Annotated in this window: 20 protein-coding genes; 12 read left to right on the forward strand and 8 right to left on the reverse strand. The window is 57.1% G+C overall.

Going from position 1 to position 25283, the window contains the following annotated elements; all coding sequences use genetic code 11:
* Positions 1-60 precede the first annotated feature (60 nt).
* A complete protein-coding gene (locus FHG12_RS02970; protein WP_139514203.1) occupies positions 61-1644 on the reverse strand; it encodes an amino acid permease in 1584 nt (527 codons plus the stop codon).
* Between the two features lie 302 nt (positions 1645-1946).
* Here FHG12_RS02970 and FHG12_RS02975 point away from each other — a divergent pair, with 302 nt between their 5' ends.
* The 4 genes from FHG12_RS02975 to FHG12_RS02990 all read left to right on the forward strand — a co-directional run bounded on the left by FHG12_RS02975 (position 1947) and on the right by FHG12_RS02990 (position 9018).
* Positions 1947-2432 carry a hypothetical protein gene (locus FHG12_RS02975; RefSeq protein ID WP_139514204.1) on the forward strand — a complete coding sequence of 162 codons (486 nt, stop codon included), beginning with the start codon at positions 1947-1949 and terminating at the stop codon, positions 2430-2432.
* Positions 2433-2749: 317 nt separating this feature from the next.
* Positions 2750-4126 (forward strand): MBL fold metallo-hydrolase, encoded by a 1377-nt coding sequence (locus FHG12_RS02980; RefSeq protein WP_139514205.1) that lies wholly within the window; start codon positions 2750-2752, stop codon positions 4124-4126.
* Positions 4127-4235: 109 nt separating this feature from the next.
* Positions 4236-5453, forward strand: a complete 1218-nt coding sequence (locus FHG12_RS02985; protein ID WP_139514206.1) for an exonuclease SbcCD subunit D C-terminal domain-containing protein — start codon at positions 4236-4238, stop codon at positions 5451-5453.
* A gap of 133 nt (positions 5454-5586) precedes the next feature.
* Positions 5587-9018, forward strand: coding sequence for an SbcC/MukB-like Walker B domain-containing protein (locus tag FHG12_RS02990; protein WP_139514207.1), 3432 nt, complete (start codon positions 5587-5589; stop codon positions 9016-9018).
* A 2-nt stretch (positions 9019-9020) separates the two neighbouring features.
* On the opposite strand, the gene FHG12_RS02995 is transcribed toward FHG12_RS02990, so the two are convergent.
* Together FHG12_RS02995 and FHG12_RS03000 are read right to left on the reverse strand one after the other, a co-directional pair.
* Positions 9021-10076 carry a DUF6687 family protein gene (locus FHG12_RS02995; RefSeq protein ID WP_139514208.1) on the reverse strand — a complete coding sequence of 352 codons (1056 nt, stop codon included), beginning with the start codon at positions 10074-10076 and terminating at the stop codon, positions 9021-9023.
* Positions 10077-10142: 66 nt separating this feature from the next.
* Complete coding sequence (locus tag FHG12_RS03000) at positions 10143-10469, reverse strand: HNH endonuclease (protein WP_230471268.1); 327 nt, start codon at positions 10467-10469, stop codon at positions 10143-10145.
* A 239-nt stretch (positions 10470-10708) separates the two neighbouring features.
* Between FHG12_RS03000 and FHG12_RS03005 the strand changes: the two genes are divergently transcribed.
* From FHG12_RS03005 to FHG12_RS03025, 5 genes are all read left to right on the forward strand, one after another.
* The gene (locus tag FHG12_RS03005; RefSeq protein WP_139514209.1) at positions 10709-11158 is read left to right on the forward strand and encodes a hypothetical protein; all 450 of its coding nucleotides are present in this window, start codon (positions 10709-10711) and stop codon (positions 11156-11158) included.
* 152 nt (positions 11159-11310) lie between these two features.
* Positions 11311-11616, forward strand: a complete 306-nt coding sequence (trxA, locus tag FHG12_RS03010) for a thioredoxin (RefSeq protein ID WP_139514210.1) — start codon at positions 11311-11313, stop codon at positions 11614-11616.
* Between the two features lie 183 nt (positions 11617-11799).
* Complete coding sequence (locus FHG12_RS03015) at positions 11800-14103, forward strand: TonB-dependent receptor (RefSeq protein WP_230471269.1); 2304 nt, start codon at positions 11800-11802, stop codon at positions 14101-14103.
* Positions 14104-14138: 35 nt separating this feature from the next.
* Positions 14139-14987, forward strand: a complete 849-nt coding sequence (locus FHG12_RS03020) for a DUF4249 domain-containing protein (RefSeq protein ID WP_139514212.1) — start codon at positions 14139-14141, stop codon at positions 14985-14987.
* Positions 14988-15070: 83 nt separating this feature from the next.
* Complete coding sequence (locus FHG12_RS03025; protein ID WP_139514213.1) at positions 15071-15514, forward strand: lipocalin-like domain-containing protein; 444 nt, start codon at positions 15071-15073, stop codon at positions 15512-15514.
* A 69-nt stretch (positions 15515-15583) separates the two neighbouring features.
* On the opposite strand, the gene FHG12_RS03030 is transcribed toward FHG12_RS03025, so the two are convergent.
* From FHG12_RS03030 to FHG12_RS03040, 3 genes are all read right to left on the reverse strand, one after another.
* Complete coding sequence (locus FHG12_RS03030; protein WP_165699287.1) at positions 15584-16405, reverse strand: purine-nucleoside phosphorylase; 822 nt, start codon at positions 16403-16405, stop codon at positions 15584-15586.
* Positions 16406-16484: 79 nt separating this feature from the next.
* Positions 16485-18239, reverse strand: coding sequence for a signal peptide peptidase SppA (gene sppA / locus FHG12_RS03035; RefSeq protein ID WP_139514214.1), 1755 nt, complete (start codon positions 18237-18239; stop codon positions 16485-16487).
* An 86-nt stretch (positions 18240-18325) separates the two neighbouring features.
* Positions 18326-19663, reverse strand: coding sequence for a replication-associated recombination protein A (locus FHG12_RS03040; protein WP_139514215.1), 1338 nt, complete (start codon positions 19661-19663; stop codon positions 18326-18328).
* A gap of 102 nt (positions 19664-19765) precedes the next feature.
* Between FHG12_RS03040 and FHG12_RS03045 the strand changes: the two genes are divergently transcribed.
* Complete coding sequence (locus FHG12_RS03045) at positions 19766-20704, forward strand: DMT family transporter (protein WP_139514216.1); 939 nt, start codon at positions 19766-19768, stop codon at positions 20702-20704.
* Between the two features lie 85 nt (positions 20705-20789).
* Here the strand turns inward: FHG12_RS03045 and lpdA are convergent, their stop codons facing one another.
* On the reverse strand, positions 20790-22184 hold the full coding sequence (lpdA, locus tag FHG12_RS03050) for a dihydrolipoyl dehydrogenase (protein WP_139514217.1): 1395 nt from the start codon (positions 22182-22184) through the stop codon (positions 20790-20792).
* 236 nt (positions 22185-22420) lie between these two features.
* Between lpdA and FHG12_RS03055 the strand changes: the two genes are divergently transcribed.
* Complete coding sequence (locus FHG12_RS03055; protein WP_139514218.1) at positions 22421-23173, forward strand: tetratricopeptide repeat protein; 753 nt, start codon at positions 22421-22423, stop codon at positions 23171-23173.
* An 8-nt stretch (positions 23174-23181) separates the two neighbouring features.
* Here FHG12_RS03055 and FHG12_RS03060 read toward each other — a convergent pair whose 3' ends face one another.
* Positions 23182-24426 carry an NAD(P)/FAD-dependent oxidoreductase gene (locus tag FHG12_RS03060; protein ID WP_139514219.1) on the reverse strand — a complete coding sequence of 415 codons (1245 nt, stop codon included), beginning with the start codon at positions 24424-24426 and terminating at the stop codon, positions 23182-23184.
* 101 nt (positions 24427-24527) lie between these two features.
* On the opposite strand from FHG12_RS03060, the gene fabG reads away from it, so the two are divergent.
* A complete protein-coding gene (gene fabG / locus FHG12_RS03065; protein ID WP_139514220.1) occupies positions 24528-25277 on the forward strand; it encodes a 3-oxoacyl-[acyl-carrier-protein] reductase in 750 nt (249 codons plus the stop codon).
* The last annotated feature ends 6 nt before the right edge of the window (positions 25278-25283 follow it).

The following is a 25283-nucleotide window of genomic DNA, read 5'->3' on the forward strand; positions in this document are numbered from 1 at the left end:
CCACCAGCCTCTGCTGGTGGAGCTTTTTTAGTTAGCTGAGCGGCGGTGCCGCGCTACTGGTTAGCGGTTATGTACATCGGGCTCAATGAACGCCTGCTCGTCCATTTCCTCGGGTACTACCACCACGCCTTGTTGCAGCTTGCTGTTTTTGCGCCCATAGATGAAATACACGATGAAGCCGAGCAACATCCAACCTATAGCCACCTTCAGCGTGAACGCGTCAAGAGCCAAAATCATAAGGGTACACACCAGAATACCCATAATTGGCACGAAGGGGAACACCGGCGACGAGAGCGGCGCCCGGAACGGGCGGGGCTGCGCGGGGTCGGAGCGGCGCATGATCCACACGCCGGCCGAGACCAGCACGAAGGCCAGCAGGGTACCGAACGAGGTCAGGTCGCCGGCCAGTGAGCCGGGTACGAAGGCCGCGAACGCCCCCACGAAAATGAGCAGTGCGATGTTCGACTTGTAAGGCGTGCGGAACTTGGGGTGCAACTCCGAAAACGCCTTTGGCATGAGGCCGTCCTTGGCCATGGAGAAGAACACGCGGCTCTGGCCCATGAGCATCACCAGAATTACGGACGAAAAGCCCAGCAGAATGGCCACCGTCACGGCCGTGCTCAGCCACTCGTAGCCGGGCATGTGCTCCTTGATGGCGTAGGTGACGGAAGCCTCGCCGCCCTTGGCCGGGTCGGCAAACTCGCGCCAGTTGGCCACCCCCGTCAGCACGTGGCCGAAGAGGATGTAGAGCACGGTGCAGACCGCCAGCGAGCCCAAAATGCCGATGGGCATGTCGCGTTTGGGGTTTTTGGCTTCCTGGGCCGCCGTGCTTACCGCGTCGAAGCCGATGAAGGCGAAGAACACGATGGCCGCCCCGCCCAACACGCCGCCCCAGCCGTGCTTGTTCCAGGCCGAGTATTCGCGCACGACGGCGCCGGCCGCGTTTTTCACGGGCTCCGCGTTTTCCGGGATCAGGTAGGGCGTGTGGTTGGCCGGATTCACAAACTGCCAGCCCACGGCGATGAATACCAATACAATCACCACTTTCAGCACCACCACTACGGCGTTGAACAAAGCCGATTCCTGGGTGCCTTTGATCAGCAGCAGCGACAGCGCCACGATCACCAGTAGCGCCGGCAGGTTGATCATGCCGTGCTCGGTTACGCCATTGACAACGGCACTTTCGAAGGGCGAGTGACTCAGATTATACGGTATACTCGTCCCGAAGACTGCTAAGAGCTTGTTGAGGTATTCGCTCCAGGCAATGGAAACGGTGGCGGCCCCCAGGGCGTACTCCATGATCAACGCCCAGCCGATGACCCAGGCCACAAACTCGCCCATGGTGGTGTAGGCGTAGGTATAGGCCGAGCCGGCAATCGGGATCATGGCGGCAAACTCGGCGTAGCACAAGCCCGCGAACACGCAGCCGATCGCGGCCACGATGAAGGCCAGCGTCACGCCCGGCCCCGAAGCCTGCGCGGCAGCAGCGGCGGTGCGCACAAACAGGCCCGCACCGATGATGGCGCCCACGCCCAGGGCCACGAGGTTGCCCGCGCCCAGCGTCCGCTTGAGGGTACCGTGCCCGGTGGAGTTGGCCTCCCCCAGCAACAGGGCCAACGGTTTTTTGGCGAAAATATTTGCCATACAGTAAGTAAAGAGAGAAGGAAAAAGGTGAGAGGTATGGAAATTCGAAAGTCGTTACAGAGAGCCCGAATATAGGCGATAATCAGCAATGGTGCGCCAAAGAGGCAACTGCGCCGGATTGGTTGCACCCCAGCGCTAAGGGCAGCCGTGCTTTGCGCCGGATACGGGCCATCGGGCAGGCAACTAGCGGGGCCAGGCAGTTATGTCCATGATCAGAAAATAACAGCGATGAATTTTACTTCATTAAACCTTGGGCGGCGGCCTCTATCTAACCGCCAAATTCCATTCAGAAAAATATCTCCATGAAAAAGATGCTCATGTTGCTCGCCGCCGTTACCCTGATGGCCGGTGCAGCTTCCGCTCAAACTTCCCCTACTCCTCCTCCACCCGCCGGCCAACCGGGCCAATACGGCAACCGCCAAGGTGGCGGCTACGCCCAACAAACCCCGGAGCAGCGCGCCGACCGCATGGCCCAGCGCCTGACCCAGCAACTAGGCTTAACGGCTGAACAGACCGAAAAGGTGCGTCAACTTTCGCTCGCCCAAAGCCAGGAAATGCAGGCTCGTCGCAGCCAGGCCACTGCCAGCACCGACCGCGAAGCCATGCGCACGGAAATGAAAACCATGCGCGACCAACAGGACGCGAAACTCAAAGAAATCCTGACTGCCGAGCAGTACACCAAGTACGCCCAAATGCGGGAAGAGCGCGGCGGAAACCGCGGCCCGCGCGATGGAAAAGAGGAAGGAAAGGTTAAAATCAAAAAGGATAAGAAGAAAGCCAAAAGCTAAATCTGCGCCTATCAGTTCCGAAAAGCTCCGGTCGTAAGGCCGGGGCTTTTTTTATGCTTTTCAGCCTGAAATCGGGTAAAAATCAAGCCCTAAGAATGAGGAACAAAGCCTATCATCTAATAGACAATGATCTTATAATCAATTAATTATAAATTATTCATAACTTTTCCTCCGTTCTGTTGTGCTTATCGCATTCGCTGCTTGCTTATATTTGAGAATATGCGTTCGGCAGCCGCCCGCGATGGCTGCCCCGGTCTCGGCCCTACCTCATTGGCCTTACTTGCCTGAGCCAAACGCTTCCACTACAACCTATCACCATGAGCCCCCTGCCTAGTAGTCCGTCCTCGGTTCAAATTCAGCAATTTTATGACAAGGGCTTGGCCCACGCCAGTTATGCCATCCGGTGCGGCCGCCAAGTAGCCATCATCGATCCGGCCCGCGATCCACAGCCGTACTACGACTTTGCCGACGAACACGAGGCCGACATTATCGCAGTAATCGAGACCCACCCCCACGCCGATTTTGTTTCTTCGCACCTCGAAATAGCCGAGGAAACCGATGCTACCATCTACTGTAGCAAGCTGGTAAAAGCTACTTACCCGCACAAAAACTTCGACGACGGCGACCGCATTCACCTCGGTGCCGTTGAGCTACACGCCATCAATACGCCCGGCCACTCCCCCGACAGCATTTCGGTGCTGCTGATCGACGAAATGGCCCAAACTCGCGCCGTATTTACCGGCGACACCCTGTTTGTAGGCGATGTAGGCCGCCCCGATCTACGGGAAGATCAGGCAGTTGGTGGCCACCAGCGCGAGCAGCTGGCCGCTCAGCTTTACGCCAGCACCCGCAACAAGCTGATGGCGCTACCGCCGGCCACGCGCGTGTATCCGGCCCATGGCCCCGGCTCGCTGTGCGGCAAAACCACTAGCACCGAGCTCGACAGCACCATCGGAAAGGAGCTAAAAACCAACTACGCCCTACAGCCCATGTCGCAGGACGAGTTTATCCGGGTGTTGCTGGAAGATCAGCCCTTTATGCCCAAGTACTTCAGCCACGACGTGGTGCTGAACAAGCAAGGCGCGCTTCCTTTTGAAGACAGCATTCGGGCTGTGCCACGCCTGCAACCTGATGCTTATTTGGAAACCGGCATTCCCATCATCGACACCCGCCCTGCCGCGCAGTTTCGGGAAGGCCATTTGCGCGGTGCCATCAATTTGCAGGACGGTGGCAAGTTTGAAACTTGGCTGGGCTCGATCATTGGGCCGAAGGAGCAGTTTTACCTTCTCGCCGACTCGCAGATTGCCTTGGATGCGGTCATTCGCAAAACGGCAAAAATCGGATATGAAATCAACATCAAAGGTGCTTTTCTGACGCCGCGGGACCTGCCTGCCACCAGCGCGCTGGCCAACATCGAGCACGTGCGCGAGCACCCCGAAGATTTCACCATCGTCGACATTCGCAACCGCACCGAAACCAAGGAATCCATTTTTGCAGATGCGCACCTGATTCCGCTGCCTGAATTGCGTGAACGAGCCCACGAGGTGCCCACCCACAAGCCCATTTTGGTACATTGCGCGGGCGGCTACCGTTCGGCGGCGGGCGCCAGCATTTTGCAGGCGGCTTTGCCCAACGCCGAAATCTACGATTTGGGAGAAGCCGTGACGGAGTTTCAGAAGCAGGCTGTGCACTAAATCCTGCTTGCCAAGCGCAAATACGCAGAGGTTCGCGGAGAGTAGGCTCTGCGAACCTCTGTTTTTTCTTGGGCCTGCCTCTGCGGGAAACCACGTATTTTTGTAGTCTATGCGAGTTCTTCATACCGCCGACTGGCATCTGGGCCAGCGCTTTATCAGTGGCCACGAGCGCACCGACGAGCACCGCTTCTTTCTGGAGTGGCTGGTGCAAACGGTGCGCGAGCAGAACGTGGAAGTGCTGGTGCTGGCCGGCGACGTCTTCGATACAGGTTCGCCTTCCAATGCGGCCCTGGAGCTGTATTACTCGTTTCTGATGAACATGCGCGGCACCAGCTGCCGCGACATCGTGATTGTGGGCGGCAACCACGACTCCCCGGCCACGCTCAACGCCCCGGCGCGCCTGTTGCGTCATTTGCGGGTGCACGTAGTCGGTTGCGTGCCCGATTGCTTTGAGGACCAGGTAATTATCCTGAACGATGCCCAGGACCAGCCGGGCCTGGTGGTGTGTGCCGTACCGTTTCTGCGCGACCGCGACGTGCGCCTGTCGGTGCCGGGCGAATCGGCGGAGGAGCGCGAAATCCGCATTCGACAGGGCATTGCTGATCATTACGCCCGCTTCACAGAGCTAGTGGCGGCGCACAAAGCCGCCGGGTTGCCAGTGCTGGCTACGGGCCATCTGTACGCCGCCGGCGGGGCCGCCTCCGATTCGGAGCGCACCATTCACGTCGGCAACCTGGGGCAAGTGTCTGCCGAGCATTTTCCAGAAGCATTTGACTATGTGGCACTTGGCCACTTGCACCGCCCACAGCGGGTAGGCGGCCGCGAGCACATTCGCTACTCGGGCTCCCCTATTCCGCTCTCGTTTTCCGAGGTCGATCATCCGAAGCAAGTCGTTTTGCTCGACATCACGCCCGGTTCGCTGAGTCTCGAAACGCTGGAGGTGCCCGGCGCCCGCAGGCTCATCCGGTGGCACGGCTCGCTGGAAGAAGTGCTGAACCACTTAACTACCTACGACAATACGGGTTACCAACTCCCCGCCTGGGTTGATGTGGAAGTACGCTCTGAGCTCACGCAACTCGAAGTAGCTGAGCAGCTTCTGAAAGTCATCGACCTGCTCGACCGTACGCAGTTGGAGGTGCTGGCCCGCCGCCATTTCCGCATCGTAACGCTCCGTCCTCTCGACGAGCCGGAGCCGCTCACCCGCGGCCTCGACGACTTCACGGAGCGCGAAGTCTTTGAGCGCCGCCTAGACGATGAGCCCGAAGAGTCGCGTGCTGAACTACTGAGCACGTTTGACGAGTTGTTGGAATTGATGCGGGAAGGATAGCCAGCAAGGCTGTAGTTTTCAGCTTTATCGAGCCCTGAATCAAACCTATATCTACGCAACTAATTATTTATCAATAACTTATATTACGTCATTAAGGGCTCTGAGTCCCGTTAGTTGACCCTGTTTCGCTTACATGAAAATTCTCCGCGTCCGTTTCTTTAACCTGAATTCCTTGCGAGGACAGCACGAGGTCAACTTTGGCAATTCGCCATTGTCCGACTCGGGCTTGTTCGCTATTACCGGGCCTACCGGCGCGGGCAAAACCACCATTCTCGACGCCATCACGCTGGCTCTCTACGGCCAAGTGCCACGCCACGACGGCAGCGGCTCGGAGCAGGTAATGAGCCACGGGACGGGCGAGAGTTGGGCGGAAGTGGAGTTTCAGGTCAATGAGCGGGTATACCGCGCCAAGTGGGGTCAGCACCGCGCCCGGCGCAAGCCCGACGGTCCGCTGCAGGACTCGAAAATGGAGCTCAGCGAACAGCAAATTGTAGACGGGGAAGAGACGTGGCCCTTTCTGGAAACGTACAAATCCAGGGTTCCCGGCAAAGTTGCCGAGCTGAGCGGCCTCGAATACCGGCAGTTTCTGCGCTCGGTGCTGCTGGCGCAAGGCGATTTTACACGGTTTCTGAAGTCGAGCCCCGGCGAACGGGCGCAACTTCTGGAGAAGATCACGGACACGCGCAAGTATTCCGACATCTCCGTTGCGGCTTTCCGCAAGGCCAAAGACGAAGCCCAGCGCGTGGAAGTCTTGCGTGCCGGCATGGCGGGGGTTACGCTGCTTTCGGCAGAGGAACTGGCCATATTGGAAACGGAGGTTCAAGATTTTAAGGCCCAGCTCGCCATTGCCAACCAGGAGCAACAACGCCTTATCGAAGCGCAAAATTGGCTGCGCAAACTGGAAGAACTCACGGCTCGTCAGAACCAGGGCCAAAGCAAATTGAGCCGCTTGGCCGGTGAAGCCGAAACGCTGGCGCCTGTGCGCCAACAGGTGCAGCGCCACGAGCAGGCCTTGCCCTTCCGAACGCCTTGGGCTTTGTTGCAACAAGCGGAAGGCCAAATACAACAGCTACTGCGCGAGGCGGAGAGCTTGCAACACCAACTGCCCCAGCTACAGGCGGAAGTAGCCACGGCCCAACAGGCCCGCGAGACTGCGCGGCAAGCCCGGACGGCGGCCTTGGCCGTGCAGCAAGAGCAGGAGCCCAAATTGCGGGAGGCCGAACAGCTCGACAGCCTCATGCGCCAAGCAGAGGTGCAGCTTCAGTCCGACCGCCAGAAGTACGACGAGCGTAACGAGCAATGCAAGCGCCAGAAAGCCGAACTCGAGCATCTGACGCAGCAAACCCACACCTTTCGGCAGCAGCTGAAGGAGTTGGCCAAATGGCTCGGCGAGCACACTCAACTGGCTGAGCTCACCAACGCGCTGCCCGAGCTAACGGCTAACCTCCAGGACTGGGATCACTTGCAAGCCGAACTAGGCCAGTTGCGGCAGCGACAGGCCGAGTCGGTGCGCCGGCTTCAGGATGCCGCAAATACCGCTGAACGTTACCAGCAACAGGCACTTACTGGGCAACAACGTCTGTCGGATATCAAAGCCCAACAACACGATACGGCGATGCGGCGCGACGAGTGGTTTCGGCGGCTCCAGCACCACGCGGCCGGTTTGCAGCACGAATACGACGCACAGCAGCAGCATTGGGATGATTTGCGCCGCTCCAATTCGCTCCAACAGCTTATTCTGTCGCACACCGAAACCCGCCAACTCCTGTCGCCGGGCGAGCCGTGCCCCGTTTGCGGCGCTACCGAGCACCCGTTTGCCGCAGGCTTACTGGGCGTGAGCGAGGAATCGTTGCAGCGCGACCAACAGCGCGAAGAAGAACTCAGTCAGCGCGTGCGCGCCTTGAATGCCCGTCTGAACCGCGCGTCCACATACGTAGGCATGCTCGAACAAGCGGGCGGCCAACTTGCGGATACGCCGCCGGCAATCATCCCTCTCCTGCCCGAATCGGAAGAGAAAGCAGCGGCCGACGCGGTCAAAAGCATCGTGCAACAGCTTCGGGAGCTGGACCAGCAACACGCCGCCGCAGAAGTGGCTCTGACACAGGCTGTTAGCCAGCAGGCATCTTTCCAACTGCAACAGCAAGACTATCAAGCGGATGCGGCCAAGATTGAAGCTGGCTTGCGCGACGCTGAAGAACGCGTGCCGGTGGTTAAGGAGCCGATTACCAGCCTTCTGAGCAGCTTTGGTCTGACCTTCAATGGCGAAAACGGGCGGGCACTCGTAGAGCGCTGCAAACAGCTGATTGCCGATTTTGAGCAAAAGAAACTCGCGCAGGCGACCGTCGAAAAGCAGCGGGACGAGAACCAGATCCGGTTGGAGGAACTAACCAAATCGCACACCGAAACCAACCAGTGGCTGCGCGAGCACAAGCACGACATTGTTGAAAAGCACACCGCGATTCAGCAGCAAAAAGCGAAGCGCCAGGCACTTTACGCGGGCCCCGACGTGGCGCAGGCTTTCCGGGAACTGGCCGCGGCCGTGCAGCAAGCCGACGCGCTCTTGCAACAAGCGGAGCGACAAGTTCAGGAGCACGAAAACCGCTTGGCCCGTACCGACGAGCAGCTGCGCCAGCGGCAGCAGGATGCGGCGCGGCGCCAACAGGAACGTGAACAGCAGTACGCGGCGCTGGTCACCAATCTTCAAACGGCGGGCCTCACGCCCGACCCCACTGCACTGGCAACGCTGCTGTTGCCCGATTCGGAAGTGCGTCGCCTTGCCGACCAGCTGCAAGCGCACGAGCGGGATGTGGCCGCCACCCAACAGGCCCTGACGGAAGCCGCCCATCAGTTTCAGATGGAACAGGCACGCGCGCTGACAAACGATCCTATCGAATCCGTTGATAGTCAATTAGTTGCCATAAGGCAGTTGATTGCTGATCTTAACCAGCAGCTTGGGCAGCGGCAGCAGCGACTCACCGATCACCAGCGCGGTTTGGAGCGGCACGCCGAAATGGCGGCTCAACTCGAACGGCAGCAGCAGGAAGCGCGCCGTTGGCGGCAGCTGGCCGACTTGATCGGTTCGGCCGACGGCAAGAAGTTCAGCGAATTTGCGCAGGGCCTCACGCTGGCCCGTTTGGTGGAGTTGGCTAATCGCCACTTGCAGCGCCTCACCGATCGCTACCGCATCACGCGCAACCCCGACGAGCACCTCGATTTGCTCATCACCGACCACTACCAAGGCGACAGCGCCCGCTCGATGAACTCGCTTTCGGGCGGCGAAAGCTTCTTGGTGAGCCTGGCGCTGGCCTTGGGATTGTCGGAGTTGGCAGGACGCAAAACGCAGATTGACACGCTGTTCATCGACGAAGGCTTCGGCACTCTCGACCCCGATACGCTGGACATTGCACTGTCGGCGCTGGAAATGCTGCAAGGCTCGGGCAAGATGATCGGCATCATTTCGCACGTCGAGGCCCTCAAAGAGCGCGTCACGACCCAGATCAACGTACGCAAGGGCGCTGGTGGCGTAAGCACGCTGCGGGTAGTTGGGTTCGGCGAAGCGTTGTAGCGCTACTGAGCGCCCGCTTCCCGTATCTCCGCCCACGACCAGTAACGTCGAGGTTGGATACCCGCGTACCGATGCCGAAAAAAGCCAACCACGTCCTGCTCAATGGTTTCGGGAGCGATAGAAGAGGCATAAATCGGCCGCTGATCGGGGTCGGCGTAGCGGTGCATCTTGCTGAGGCCTTTGCCCGAAAGGCGCAGCACGGGCCCCGTGTCCGTCACAGGGTCGAAAGTCCAACGGCGAACGGTTTGTTCGAGGGCGTTGAGGCGGGCAGCCAGCGCGTCCAACGGCAAACGCGGCAGCGTCGGGCGCGATTCGAGGTCAACCCAAGTGGTGTATTTGTACTCAAATTCATACCGATTGCCTTCGTAGATGCTTAGCACCATGTCGAAGCCCGCCGTGGGGCCAAACAAGGCATAATAAGGCACTGGCGCCGGCGTGCGCACGACGACCAAACCAATATCTTCATAAACAACTGTCTGTTTATCAGAACTTTGTAATACAGCTACTGCTTGGCGCACCCGCTTGTATTCGGGTTCCCAAACGGTATGGTCCAGCTCCGGATTTTCGAGGATCTCGCCGAAACGTGGCAGAAACCACTCAAATTTTTCCGCTGATGCTTCGTCTTCGCGGCGCCGCAATACGGGAGCGCCAAAGGGCGGATAAAACAGCTCTTTCTCCTTGGCATTCAGCCAGCACACGAGCGTCAGGGCGTGATCGGCGAGCGGGTCGTGCCAGTTTATCTCCCGAAAATCGCCCAACGTTGCTACCAGACGCAACAGATGCTCGTGGCGCAGCGCCTGCTCGGGATTCAGCATCGCCCAGACGCCTACAAAACCGTCAACATCGAAATGGTTGGCCGTCACCGCGTTGGCTACGTTTTCCAGCACTGGTGAAGAGTGGAGAAAGCGCAGTACCGAACCGGCACTGGTATCGTCGCGGAAGGGCTCGGGCGTGGCGGCCCCGCGCCAATGAGCCAGCACAAGCGCCGCTCCCAGCCCGGTGCTATCGACAATAATGGTGGGCTGGCGGCGCACCTGCGCGAAGGGAACAAACTTCATGTAGCGATTAGCAAGAACCAGAAAGCAAGTAACCAACAACGACGCAGTAGGTCACTACGAAGGCCGTTATTGCTTTCGGCGACGATTGGAAATGTGCTCTACGCGGCTGCGGCGAATCCAGTGCAGGTACTTTTGCAGCTCCTCGGCGCTGCGCAGCGCCTCGATGGTGGAATATTGCTTTGCCAAGATACGATTGGTCAGCAGCAAATGAACTGTACTGTGGCAGGGTTGGCACAAATCCACGACTGGCCCGTGGCGGCCCCCTTCCTCACGCGGTACCAAATGGTGCCGCGACACATACCGCACTTGCCGCTCGCACAATTGGCACTGCGGCTCATTTGGGCTTTGGGCAGCGAGCTGGCCCCGTCGGGCTTCGTTGGCACGTCTCGACATAAATACTAGGTTAGCAAGCAGTTATCTTAAATATTCTTGGCATAATCCCGAAAATAGCCAACCACAAAAAAAATATTCAAAATTGTATTAAGCGGATTAGATAAAATATATATTTGGTTGCGGAAACAGCACAATACGCTGTAAACCACGAACAACAGGTTGTAGTTCTCTCTCGGCAAAAGATGGATTTATGACCCTGAAAGCCCCAGTCCACATTTCACACCACTTATTGTTTAAATATGATCATTTCTACTCTCTCTTTTCCCTGTAACCTCAAAAATGCTCTGCGGGCAGGTGGCTTGCTGGTGGCCTTGCTGCTGCTGATGCCCTCGACTTCGCGGGCGCAGACTTGGATGGTATCGACCGACGTGTATGCTAAGATTGGCGTCATGGACAAGTTTGGGCAGCTCGGCGCGTACACCGCCAAATTCATCGTTACCGACCAGAGCTCCGGTAAGATCTACACCTTGGTGAAAGAAGTAACCAAAGGCCAGAATGGCGTCGACGTGCTATTCCCTTCGGAGGCTTCCGAAGCCGATTATTTTAAAACCGAAAGAGGAGAAGCCGCGAAATTCGTTCCCAACGCTTTCGTGTGGGAGTGCCAGGTAGGCGGCAAAAAAGTAGTAGGCGGCCGCTTTACTTTTTCCGAGACCGGCAACGATGTGACGGTCATTGACAAACGCAAGTAATTATCATACAATGACTTACGAAAGCCCGACGCAGCAGCGCCGGGCTTTTGCTATTGTGGGCTTGGGAAACTTCTTTGCCAAAATTTTACGTATGCTGGATAGGCGGTGAAAGCACCCGCCGAGAACTTGTATTCATTTCAGCAAGAAGTGCGATGGCTAAGAAATCATTTGCCGAACTCATTAGTAGCCCGGGCATGCCGGTGCTCGTCGATTTTTATGCGGATTGGTGCGGACCCTGCAAAACGATGGCGCCCATTCTGCAACAGGTAGCCGCACAGCACGAAGGCAAGCTCAAGGTGATCAAAGTGGACGTGGACCGCAATCCGGCGGCGGCCCAACAGTACCGGGTGCAAGGCATTCCTACGCTGATTTTGTTTCACAAGGGACAGCAAGTGTGGCGGCAGTCGGGCGTGGTGCCGGCAACCCAACTCACGCAGGCAGTGCAGGCGTATTTGTAGAACGCCACGGCTAACTCACTCTGTAGCTGCGTTCTGGCTCCCGAAAATTGATTACTATCTTACCACAAACTAACTAGCTTGGTAAGGCGTTGGGGAAGCGCACTTCTATACCTTTGCTACTGCTTCCTACTGCTGCCCCAACCGATGCGATTAACTCCGTTACTGTTCCGCTGCCTTATTTTTTTGGTTTTCTGGTCTGCACCCTTGGCGTTAGTTGCGCAGGGGCGCTTCCTGCTGAGCGGGTACGTACGCGCTTCCTCCGACCGTAGCATGCTGCCCGGCGCCTCGGTAGCCGTGCCGGCGCTCAACACCGGTACCACCGCCGACTCGACGGGCTTCTATGCCTTGCCCCTGCCGCCGGGCCGGCACCGGTTGGTCATTTCCTTCATTGGCTACGAGACGATAACCCGCGACATCAACCTGACGCAGAACCAGCGCCAGGGCTTTGCGCTTTCGTCTTCTAACAACGAGCTAGGCGAGGTAGTGGTAGAAGGCTCGGGCTCGCTGGAGCAGAAGCTTCAGACAACCCAGATGAGTGTGGAGCATCTTTCGGTGAAGGAAGCCAAGCTGCTGCCGGCCTTGTTTGGCGAAGTCGACTTGCTCAAAACCTTACAGCTCAAGCCCGGCGTGCAAAATGGCGGCGAAGGCACCTCGGGCCTCTTCGTACGCGGCGGCTCTTCCGACCAGAACCTAGTGCTTGTGGACGAAGCGGTGGTCTACAACCCGGCGCACTTGTTCGGCCTGTTTTCGGTGTTTAACCCCGATGCGGTGCAAAGTGTGGACCTTTTCAAAGGCGGGTTCCCGGCGCAGTACGGCGGCCGGTTGTCGTCGGTGGTGGATGTGAAGCTGCGCGAAGGCAGCCGCGAGAAGTACAGCGTGAGCGGCGGGCTGGGCCTGATTTCGTCGCGCCTGACGGTGGAAGGACCGATTGTGAAGAAAAAGGGATCCTTTATTCTGTCGGGGCGGCGCACCTACTTCGACATTTTTACGCGCCAGATCAACAAGATCAACGAAGGCAAGGCAGACTACAACCCTATTCCTAATTACTACTTCTACGACTTCAACGCCAAGGCCAACTACGCGCTTGGCGAGAAAGATCAGGTCTTCTTCAGCGGCTACTACGGGCACGACATATTCGGGTTCAATAGCTCCAACGGGTTCAATTTTGACTTTAGCTGGGGCAACGCCGTGGCAACGGCCCGCTGGAATCACGTGTTTTCGTCGAAGCTGTTCGTCAATACCACGGCTTCGTTTACGCGCTACCAGTACAACATCACCAACAAGCTCGATCAGTTTAGCTTCGGGCTGACGTCCCAAATCCGGGATTACGCCCTGAGGACCGACGTAGAGTACACGCCCAACAGCCACCACACCTGGAAATTCGGGGCCATTATCACGGCACACGACTTCGGAGTTGGGCGCCTGAAGGCCGGCAGCACCGACGGCCGGATTGACTTTGGCTCCGATGTAAGCTATCTGGGGCAGGAAGCCGGGGCGTATGTTTCCGATAACTTCAAATTCAGCAACAAGCTCCAGATCGATTATGGACTGCGGCTGTCGGGCTTTCACAGCGGCTCCGATACGTATGGTGGCCTAGAGCCCCGCGGCGCCGTGCGGTATTCTATTACGCCAACCACCTCATTGAAAGCCAGTTACGCCCTGATGTACCAGTACGTGCACCTGGTCACTAACACGGGTGCCACGCTGCCCACCGACATTTGGTACCCGTCGCGGCTTTCGGTGAAGCCCCAGCGCTCGCAGCAGGTGGCTACGGGAGTCAGTTTCTTACTGGGCAAAGGCAAATACTTGCTTACCAATGAGATATACTACAAGTGGGCGCACAACCAGATTGACTTCCGCGATGGGGCTCAGTTGTTTGCCAACGACAACCTCGACGCCGAGTTTCTGTTTGGCAAGGGCTGGGCGTACGGCAACGAGCTGTACCTGGAGAAAAAACAGGGCCGCACCACCGGCTGGATTGGCTACACGCTTTCTTGGTCGAAGCGGCGCTTCCCACCTCAGTTGGGCACGCAGGGCATCAACGGCGGGCGCACTTTTTATCCCACGTATGACCGCCGCCACAACCTGACCGTGGTAGCGCTGCACCAGCTTTCGGAGCGCTTCAACCTGACGGGCTCGTTTGTATATACCACAGGCTCAGCGACTACCTTGCCGCAGAGCCGGTACTTTTTTCAGGATGTGCAGGGCGTGGAATACACGGCCGTGCCGGTGTATCCTGACCGCAACAGCTACCGGCTGGCGCCCTACCACCGCCTTGATTTGGGCGTAGTATACAAGTTGCGCCCGCGCCACGGCGAATCCGATCTGACGCTGAGCATTTACAATGCGTACAATCGGCGTAATCCGTATTTTGTATACTTCGATCAGGTGAAGGACAAACAAACCAAACAGATCCTAAGCTACCGTGCCCGGCAGGTGTCGCTGTTCCCCGTGATTCCCTCGATTACCTATAATTTCAAATTTTAAAGAATAATCCGGTCGCGTTATACCGAATTTTTAAGATGCATAACTTGTTTATTATCAGGTATTTACAAAAGTATTTAGGCGGATTGTCGGCGCTACTTGTGCTGGCGTTTGCTACCGGCTGCGGCTTGCAAAAAGACATCGATGTGGAGTTGCCCGCCGGACCAGCGCAGCTAGTGGTGGAATGCTATCTGGAAAACAACCAGATTCCGCGCTTAACGGTCTCGGAAACAACGCCTTATTTGGCCGATCCCACCCCTGCCGTCCCGACCGACGCTACAGTGGTGCTCACCTACCCCGATGGCCATCGCGAAACGCTGACTTACGGCCCCGGAATCAGCCGCCAGGGCAAGGCTTACACGCACATCGGCAAGCAACGCCTGACGGTGAAGCCCGGCGACAAGTTCGTGCTCGACGTGACGGACACGCAGGGCCGCCACGTTACCGGCACAGCCATTGCCCCGACGGTGGTTACGATCGACACGCTAGAGTGGAAATTTAACGACAAGCCAGCTGAAGAGCGCCAGGCCTACGTGCTCAATACCTTTCAGGACCCCGCGGGCACGCTGGATTTCTACCGCTTTCAGATTCACCGCAACAGCCTCGCCAACGGTTCGGAAATCGATTATATGATTGAAGATCGCCTCAACGACGGCAAGAAAATCACCCTGGGCACGAGTTATCAGTTCGACTCAGGCGACACGCTCGTGGTTAGCCTTTACCACTTCGACCAGCCGTATTACCGCTACATGCAATCGGTGCAGAACGCGCGCAATGCCAACGGCAACCCTTTTGCCCAGCCCTCGGCCATCCAATCGACGGTGCAAGGCGGCTTAGGCGTGTTCACGGTGCTGAGCTACCAGCGCAAAACCATTATTATCAAATAAGCCTCCCCAAACAGGCACTTGCAACTCTGGCCGCAGACAACGACTCCAGAAGTTATTCCACCTTATCCGTTTTCCGATATCCTATGTACCGCACTCGTACTCAAGCCATTCTGTTGTCGTGCCTGCTGCTGACTACACTGCTAAGCAGCTGCGATCCAAGCTCTTGCGGTTGCGCGCCACCGCCAGCACCCCATGTTACGGCGGCGCAACTGCTTCATAAGTGGCAACAGAGCGAATTACAGATCGGTACGCCTTCGGTAGTTGTTAGGGACAACGACATCAAAAATCGCTATGCCATCGAGTTCCGGACCGATGGCACATACACCCAAACGCTGCTCGCCGATAACTCCACTTACACCGGGACGTGGATGCTGATGGAGCCCGACAACCGAATGCTGCACCTCACCGATCAAAAAGGTGATATTCAAGAATATACCATTATCAGCGTTAGCGATCAGACACTGGTATACTCGCGGCCGAACAAAGCCGGACAACAGGAATATTACAGCTTTAAGCTCGTGTACTAACTACCCCTGATACCCAGCAGAAAGGCCGCTACACAGGGTGTAGCGGCCTTTCTGATTTAAACGTCAAGCCTACTGCTGCGCCACGACGGCTTTTAGCAAGGCTGTAAGTCGGGGCTCGGCATCCGACGCGACCCGCAGTATATCAGCAAGTTGTACCCGCTTTAGTTTGCCGGGCGAACACAAATCGGTAATCACGGACACGGCCAGTACCGGCAAACCTAGGTGTACGGCAGCGATTACTTCTGGCACGGTACTCATGCCTACTGCGTCGGCCCCGATGGTGCGCAGGTAGCGGTATTCGGCCGGCGTTTCGAGCATGGGGCCGGGCAGGCTGGCGTACACGCCACGGCGCACTTTGTCGGCAAAGCCCAACTGCTGCGCCGCGGCTTCGGCCTGAGCCAGCAAACCAAGGTCGTAAGGCTCTAGCATATCGGGGAAGCGTGGGCCTAGCTCATTTAAGTTCTTACCAATGAGCGGATTAGTAGGCTGCAAATTGATATGGTCTTCGATCAGCATCAGATCGCTGTAGTTGTACTCGGGGTTGAGTCCACCGGATGCGTTACTCACAAACAGCTTCTGAATGCCCAGCAACTTCATGACGCGCACCGGAAACACGACCTGCTCCATGGCGTAGCCCTCGTAATAATGAAAACGCCCTTGCATTACCAGCACCCGCCGGCCGCCGAGCGTAGCCGCCAGCAAGTTGCCCGAATGGCTTTCGACCGTAGAAACCGGAAAGTGCGGCAACGAAGCATATGGCAAGGTCTGCACCACGTCGAGCTCCTCGACCAACGCCCCAAGGCCCGTACCGAGTATAATCCCAAATTCCGGTTGAAAATCGCCCAGAAGCGGACGGATGTAGTCGGCGGCTTCGCGAAGCTGCTGCATCATAAATAGTTGATTATAGGATAGTTACACAATATCCAAAACCAGGTTTTCCTGCTTTAAAGCAGGAAAACCTGGTTTTGGTTTACTGAATGTTCAGCTCGAAAGGCATGCGCGCTTGTACGCCGCTCATGGTCGAGAGGGTTTTGTACTGCTCGTACAGAGGATACAGCGGGCCCATTTCCTGCTTCACCATCCGCATGCGTACTTCCTCACTGATGCCGCTGAAAACGCTCTCAAACATTGTTTTCTGGCGCGGCAGGCGTTGTATGCTGTAGTCGTCGGCCTTCAGATGCGCCCGCCGGGCAGCGATGCGCATGGCGTCGTCGAAGGAGCCAAGCACATCGACCAGGCCGCGCTGCTTGGCTTCCGTGCCCGACCACACGCGGCCGGAGGCAAAGCGCTTCAGGCGCTCGACGGGCATGTGCCGGCCTTTGGCGGCCTTGGTAGTGAAGTCGGCGTAGATGCGATCGACTTCTTTTTGCAGCTGCTGCTTTTCAAACTCCGTGAGCGGCCGCGTAATGGTTGGCTGATCGGAAAATTTACCGGTAGTTACGCGGTCGGTGGTGATGCCGAGCTTGTCGCGCAGCAAGGGCTGGATGTTGGGCAGCACGCCAAATACGCCAATGCTGCCCGTAATCGTATTGGGGTGCGCCACAATGGTATCGCAGGCCATAGCAATGAAATAGCCGCCCGAAGCCGCCACATCCGACATCGAACACACGATCGGCTTTACGGCCTTAGTGAGCGCGACTTCGCGGTAGATGATGTCCGAAGCCAGCGACGAGCCGCCGGGCGAATTGACGCGCAGCACCACGGCTTTTACTTTATCGTCGAGGCGGGCCTTGCGGATGGCGTCGGCGAAGCGCGTGCTGCCGATGTTGTCGTTGCCTCCCTTGCCCGTCACGATGTCGCCTTCGGCATAAATCACCGCGATGCGGTTGTTGTTGCTGGTGTTTTCGTCGATGTCTTTGCTATAGTCATCGAGGCTGACGAGGCTGAGCCTGCTCTTTTTGGCAATGCCGACTTTCGACTTCATAAAGTCCAGCGCCTCATCGTAATAGCCCAGATCCGTAACAAGGCCCAAGCGCTTGGCATCGTCGGCGTTGTGCACGAGCATCGAGTCGCTGATCACCTTCAACCGCGCCGGCGCGATTTTGCGGGCGGCAGCTACGTGCTGTAACATGAAGTTATTCAGTGAGTTAAGAAACGACGAGGTTTGCAGCCGCGCCGAATCCGACATGTTCTCGCGGAAGTAAGGCTCCACCGCGCTTTTGAAAGAGCCCACCCGGAAGATGTAAGGCTCGATGCCCAGCTTGTTGAACAGGTTTTTGTAATAATAAGTCTCGGAGCTGAGGCCGTTGAATTCCAGCGAGCCTTGCGGGTTGAGGTACAGCTTATCGGCCACGGAAGACAAGTAGTAGCTCTTCTCCGAGGAAATGTCGCTGTACGCCACCACAAACTTGCCCGACTTCTTGAAGTCGAGTAGCGCGTCCCGAATTTCTTCCAGCGACGCCATGCCGGCCTGCACCAGCTCCACGTTCAAGAAAATGCCTTTGATGTCGTCGTCGTTTTTGGCGCGGCGAATGGTTGCTTTGAGCTGATCTAAGCCGGTATTGTCGGCTTGGCTGGAGAACAGGGCCGCAAACGAATCGCGGCTCTCACGTTCCGAAACAGGTTTATTGAGCTTGATTTCCAGCACCGAATTGCTCGCCACGCTCACATCTTTGTCAGACTTGGCGGCGGAAATCGCCACGGCAAACAGCACCAGAAAGCCCACCACAGCGAATAGCACGAGGCCCGTGAGCGTAGCCAGTACGTACTTAAGAAATTGTCTCATCAGAAAAGGGAGTTATAACCTGAGCTCAACAAATGTAACGGGCTTTTGGTGACAAGCACACGGAGCTTATGTGCTAGTTTGGGCTTTTAATACCCGTATTTATTGCCCCACCATCCTTTCAGCCGCTCGCGGATTTTGGCCTCGCTGCCGTTGTTGCCAGGGTTGTAGAAAACAGTGCCGCTGAGGACTTCGGGCAGAAATTCCTGGGCCGCGAAGTTGCCATCGTAATCGTGCGAATACTGGTACTTCTGGCCGTAACCTAGCTGCTTCATAAGCTTGGTAGGCGCATTGCGCAACGGAATGGGCACGGGTTGTACGCCTTGCTGCCGCACCAACGCCCGCGCGGCATTAATGGCGACATACGACGCATTGCTCTTGACGCTAGTTGCCAGATAGACAACAGTTTGCGCCAAGATTAAATCACTCTCGGGCAGTCCAATCACGGTGACGGCCTGAAAGCAGCTCTGCGCCAGAATCAGGGCGTTGGGGTTGGCATTGCCGATGTCTTCGGAAGCCAAGATGAGCATGCGCCGCGCAATGAACTTAGGGTCTTCACCGCCTTCCAGCATCACGGCCAGCCAATACAACGCGGCATTGGGGTCGGAGCCGCGCATGCTTTTGATGAAGGCCGAAATAACGTCGTAATGCATTTCGCCGCCTTTGTCGTAGCGTGCGAGATGCTGCTGGGCAAGCTGTTGCACCATCTCGTCGGTAATGACAAGCTCGCCCGTTTTGGCATCGGGTGTGCCGGCCTCTACTACGATTTCGACCAGGTTGAGCAGCTTGCGGGCATCGCCCCCCGAAATGGTGAGCAAAGCGTTGTAGTCGGCCACGCGCACCTTTTTTTGCTTCAGGATGTCATCTTCTGCTAGCGCTTTGTCCACCAACTCCGTCAGCACTTCTTTGCTAAGCCCTTCTAACACATATACTTGTGCCCGCGACAGCAAAGCCGGAATTACTTCGAAAGACGGGTTTTCGGTGGTGGCCCCAATTAGTGTAACCACACCTTGCTCCACGGCCCCCAGCAGTGCATCCTGCTGCGACTTACTGAAGCGGTGAATCTCGTCGATAAACAGCAGGGTGCCGCGGCGCGATTTGGCTTTCTCAATCACCTCGCGCACGTCTTTCACGCCCGCATTGATGGCACTCAGGGCCGCGAATGGCAGTTGCAGAGCATCGGCCATCAAATGCGCAAGCGTCGTTTTGCCCACGCCGGGCGGCCCCCACAGAATAAGGGAAGGGATGCGGCCGGCGTTGAGGTAGCGGCGCAACACACCTTGCGGGCCTACAAGATGCTGTTGGCCAGCGTATTCGGCCAGCGTGCGCGGCCTACGACGCTCGGCGAGCGGCGCACCGGGTCGCGGCCCAGTAGTGTGTTGGGTAGAAGCCGAAGGCTCGGAATCGAAGAGAGAACCAGTTGTCATAAGGAAAGTAACGGAAGCCTAGAAGCTTGCGAAGTCATTGTACGGCCGTTTGCACACGGCGCATGCGGCTGCAAGCTATTGCTTACGCTACATTTGTTGGCAATGAAAAATTCTCTCCGCGTACACGCTGCCCTGTTTGGAGCGACCTTTATTTATGCCGCGAATTACAGCCTTTCCAAAGACGTAATGCCGCAGTACGCGTTGCCATTTGGGCTGGTCACACTACGAATTTTGGGCGCCGCACTAGTGTTTAATATTCTGAGCCGGGTGGTAGCCAACGAACGCATTGAGGGCCGAAGCGATACCATCCGCTCCATCCTGTGCGGACTAATTGGCATTGCAGCCAATCAATTGTTGTTTTTCTCGGGTCTCAACCTCACCTCGCCCATCAACGCGTCCCTCATCCAGACGGTGTCACCGATAGTGGTAGTGCTGGCTTCGGCGGTGTTGCTGGGTGAAAAGATTACGCCGATGCGGGCCCTAGGCATTGTGCTGGCGGGCGTAGGTGCTGCCCTCATCATTTTGGGGCGTGCTCCGGGCGCAGCCCATCCCGGACAGGATACCCCCCTGGGCAACGCTTTTATTTTGCTCAACGCCACGGCCTTCGGAATTTACCTAGTCATCGTGACGCCGCTGATGCGTAAGTACCATCCTTTCACGGTGTTAGCCCGCATTTTTCTGGTGGGCGCCGTGGCAGTTGTGCCCTTCGGTTGGCGTCAGGCTGTCGCGATTGATTACCCACACCTACCGGTATTAATCTGGTCGGAGATTATTTATATGGTGTTGTTTCTCACCATTTTAGCTTATCTGCTCAATAACTGGGCACTCAAGCACGCCAGCCCCGCTCTGACAGGCGTGTACATTTATTTGCAACCTGTACTAGCCGTAATTATTGCTGTGAGTCTAGGCAAAGACACCTTCACCGTGACCAAAGCCCTGCAAGCCTCGCTAATTTTTATCGGGGTGTTTTTGGTAAGCAAGCGGCCCAAACAACAGGTAGCGTCCACAATAGAAGTTCCCTTCGAGCCCATACAGGACTGAGCGCTGCTCCCAACAGCTATCCGAGACAGAAAAAGCCCGTTAGAAATATTTCTAACGGGCTTTTTCTGTCTCGGATAGCTGCGAATTACAAGTGAATCACCTCGTTGTACGCCGCCGCTGCCGCTTCCATGATGGCTTCCGACATGGTGGGGTGCGGGTGCACCGACTTGATGATTTCGTGGCCCGTAGTTTCGAGCTTGCGCGCTACCACTACTTCGGCAATCATCTCGGTGACGTTGGCCCCGATCATGTGGGCGCCGAGCCATTCGCCGTATTTGGCGTCGAAAATGACCTTCACAAAGCCGTCTTTCGAACCGGAAGCCGAGGCTTTGCCGGAAGCGGAGAACGGGAATTTGCCTACCAGAATCTCGAGGCCTTGATCGCGGGCTTCTTTCTCGGTGAGGCCCACGGAGGCGATTTCAGGCTGCGCATACGTACAACCCGGAATGTTCTGATAATTAAGGGGTTCTGGGTGATGGCCGGTAATCTGCTCCACGCAGATAATGCCTTCGGCCGACGCGACGTGCGCCAGTGCCGGGCCAGGCACAATGTCACCGATGGCGTAGATGCCGTCCACGTTGGTCTTGTAGAAATCGTCAACGACGACGCGACCACGATCGGTTTTGATGCCGAGTTCTTCTAAGCCTAGGTTTTCCAAGTTGGTAGACACCCCGACGGCTGAAAGCACGATGTCACACTCTACCTGCTCTTCACCTTTCTGGGTTTTGATGGTCACTTTGCAGCCGGGGCCACTGGTGTCCACCTTTTCCACCGACGAATTGGTCATGACGGTGATGCCGATTTTCTTGAAGGATTTCTCCATCTGACGCGATACTTCCTCATCCTCCACTGGCACAATGCGCGGCAAGAACTCCACAAGGGTCACTTCCGCGCCCATTGTACGGTAGAAATAGGCAAACTCAACGCCGATAGCGCCCGAGCCGACTACTACCATCCGCTTCGGCATTTGCTCCAACGACATGGCCTTGCGGTACCCAATAATCTTCTGATTATCAATGGGCAAGTTAGGCAACTCGCGAGCGCGGGCGCCGGTAGCCAGAATGATGTGCTTAGCCTCTACGGTCTCTTTCGAGCCGTCGGCTTTGGTGACTTCCACCTTGCCAGGAGCCAGCAGTTTGCCGGTACCCAACACGGTTTCGATTTTGTTCTTTTTAAACAGGAAATTGATGCCTTTGCTCATGCCATCGGCCACGCCGCGGCTGCGCTTGACCACGGCATTGAAATCGAAGCCCGGCTGGCCGGCTGTCAGGCCATATTCGTCGGCGTGCTTGAGGTATTCAAATACCTGCGCGCTTTTGAGCAGCGCTTTCGTCGGGATGCAGCCCCAGTTGAGGCAGATACCGCCGAGCGACTCGCGCTCTACCACGCCTACTTTTAGCCCGAGCTGCGAAGCCCGAATAGCGGCTACGTAGCCGCCGGGGCCGCTGCCGATAACGACCAGGTCGTATTGCAATGCCATGTTAGTGTATTGGTTGATTGAGAAGAATAAGAACCGCGCCGGACGCGGACCGCTAGGGCGCGACAAAGATAGGCAGCCCGCGCAACTCGCCCCAATGCCGGGCGCGCGGAATGCGCAGGCTTTGTGTAATAACAAAAAAAGGCGGTCAGAAGGTGTCCAACATTCCGATCAAGTCGTAGAAAGCGCCATAACGAGGCCTGTACAAGGTTTTTGTTCTTCCCGACGACTTTCACCCTATGAGATCAACTATACTTCCGCTCCTTTCGGGCGCGCTGGTCTTGCTGCTCACGACGCAATGCGCTACCACCGTAGAGACCGAAAAACCCAGGACCCTCACCTCGCAGCGGGAAATGCAACACGAGCCCGGCAACCCGCGCTACATCGACTCGACGGGTGCCGCCGCTACGGCACCCGATGCCAAGCTGTCGGCTACTTCAACGGTTGCTCCCCCACGGGCCGCACCCGCCGCAGCTAAAACGGCCGTTCCGGTTGATTATAAGGCAGAAATACGGGCAGCCGATGTTAGGCTTAAGGCGTCGCCGCGCGACGCAGATGCGCTTTTGGCGCGCGCCAAAGCCAAGAGCAACCTCAAGGACTACCGTGAGGCCATGCTCGACTATAACGCCACGCTGCGCATCACGCCCACCAATGCTGATGCGTACTACAACCGGGGCCTGACGCACCTCAAACTGAAGGAATACAACGCCTCCATCTCCGACTTTTCCAAAGCCTTAAAGTATCGCCCTGATGATAAGGAAGCATTTTTTGGCCGGGGCACTGCCAAAATGCAGATGTTCAATTTCAAAGGTGCCATCCCGGACTTTACCCGCGCCATCGAGCTCGACCCGGCCTACGCCGACGCGTACGAAGCGCGGGGCATCAGTTATTCGTCCATCAACAAGCCCACCGAGGCCCGCGCCGACTTGGAAAAAGCCGCAAAACTTAACCCAAAGATTACCAAGACGTTACGGCGCTACTCAAACAAGTAGGCCATATACTATTTACGGCCAAATAGCAGCTTGAGGTAAAAGCTGGGTTGCCGCAGACGTTCGCGTAAGTCCAAGTCCATAAACATGTTAGACAAGGTTTCGGCTAACGTAGGATTGTTGGCCGCACGGTTGGCCACGAAGTTGAAGAGCCACGGATAAGCCAGCAGCCGCTGCATCGCGCGGCTCAGGCGTAATTCCTGCCACAAGCGCCGATACACCGCCGCATCGTATTTTTGCAAGTATCTGACTGTCAAATCATTGCAAGCAACAGCTTGCGCGGCCCAATCTGCGGCGTGCCTTCCGCTTACCATGGCATGGCTGATGCCTTCGCCCGTAAACGGGTCAATGAGCGAGGCCGCATCGCCGAGTAGCAAGTAACCGTCGCCGGACAGCGTGCGCCGTTTCGAGCCTAGGGGCAAGCCGAACCCGCGCACGGGCCCAAGGCGCTCGGCGCTCGCAAAGCGCTCGCGCAGCGCTGGATGCGTTTCCAGGATTTCGTGAAGCCGCTCGCGCAGGTTGATTTTCTTTTCTGATACGGCTTTGGTCAACATACCTACGCCCACGTTGGCTTCGCCGTTGGGCAGCGGGAAAACCCAGAGGTAGCCGGGCAGAAAATCTTTGATAAAATGCAGCTCGATGAAGTTGTCGGCGTTGAGGCCCTGCACGTTGCGGTAGTAAGCGCGCAGGCCGGCGCAGTGGTGGTCGGGCTCTAGTTTGTGGCCGCCGATCTGGCGCGCAAACGCCGATTGCGCCCCGTTGGCCACCAATAGCAAACGTGCTGAAGCCACGACATTTCCATCGGCGGTGCGGAGTAGCCACCGCCCTTCGGCCGTGCGCTCGTGCTGCGTAATCTCCACGCCTTCAAGCAGTTCTATTTCAGGCCGCAGGCGCACTTCTTCGATCAGAAAATTATCGAAGTCGAGGCGTTTGGCGATATGGCCCGCGGCACGATCGGTGGATTTGTCGAAATGCGGCTTGAAGGGCACGGCCAGTTGCTGGCCGTTGGGAGCGTAAAAGTTGATGCCCCAGGAAGCCACCTGAATAGGCGACGCCGCTAAACGAGCAGGCAACTGCTCATCAATTCGCCGCAACTCATTGATTACCTTGCCACTAAGCGCATCGCCGCAGATTTTGTCGCGCGGAAAGGTGGCGCGGTCGAGGAGCAGCGTGCGGTGGCCCGCGTTGGCCAGGTGCAGGGCCGCCGTCGCGCCGCCGGGGCCCGCGCCTAAAATGCAAATGTCAACTTCCCGCATACACAAGCTTGCGCAGCGCAGATATATCCTGAGTGGACTTCGCGCTACATTTCGTCGGATGAAAGCGCAAGCTAAAGCTTACGCTACTTACCTTCGTCACCATGACAAAAATGCTCGACGGAAAAACCGCCCTCATCACGGGCGCTTCCAAAGGAATCGGCCGCGCCATTGCCGTGTATTTCGCCCAGCTTGGTGCCAACGTGGCGTTCACGTACCTCTCCAGCGTAGAGAAAGGCCAGCAGCTCGAACAAGATCTTGGCGCCCACGGCACCAAGGTAAAAGGCTATCGCTCAGATGCTTCTGACTACGCCCAAGCCGAGAAGTTGGTAGAAGATGTAGTGGCTGAGTTTGGCAAGCTGGATATTCTGGTCAACAATGCCGGCATCACGCAGGACGGCCTGCTCATGCGCATGAGCGAGCAGCAGTGGGACCAGGTGCTGAACGTGAACCTCAAATCGGTCTTCAACCTGACCAAAGCCGCCACCAAACCCATGATGCGCGCCAAAGCCGGCAGCATCATCAACATGACGTCGGTGGTGGGCATCAAAGGCAACGCGGGCCAAGCCAACTACGCAGCTTCGAAAGCCGGTATTATCGGCTTCACGAAGTCGGTGGCGCTGGAACTGGGCTCGCGCAACATTCGCTGCAACGCCATCGCGCCGGGCTTCATCGAAACCGAAATGACCGACGCCCTCGACCCGAAACAAGTAGACGAGTGGCGCAAAGCCATTCCACTCAAGCGCGGCGGCTCGCCCGAAGACGTCGCCAAAGCCACGGCTTTTCTGGCGTCGGATGAGTCGGCCTATATCACCGGCCAAGTGTTGCAGGTAGACGGCGGCATGCTGACATAAGCCAGC

It is taken from the genome of Hymenobacter jejuensis (assembly GCF_006337165.1).
GTDB classification, from domain to species: Bacteria; Bacteroidota; Bacteroidia; order Cytophagales; family Hymenobacteraceae; genus Hymenobacter; species Hymenobacter jejuensis.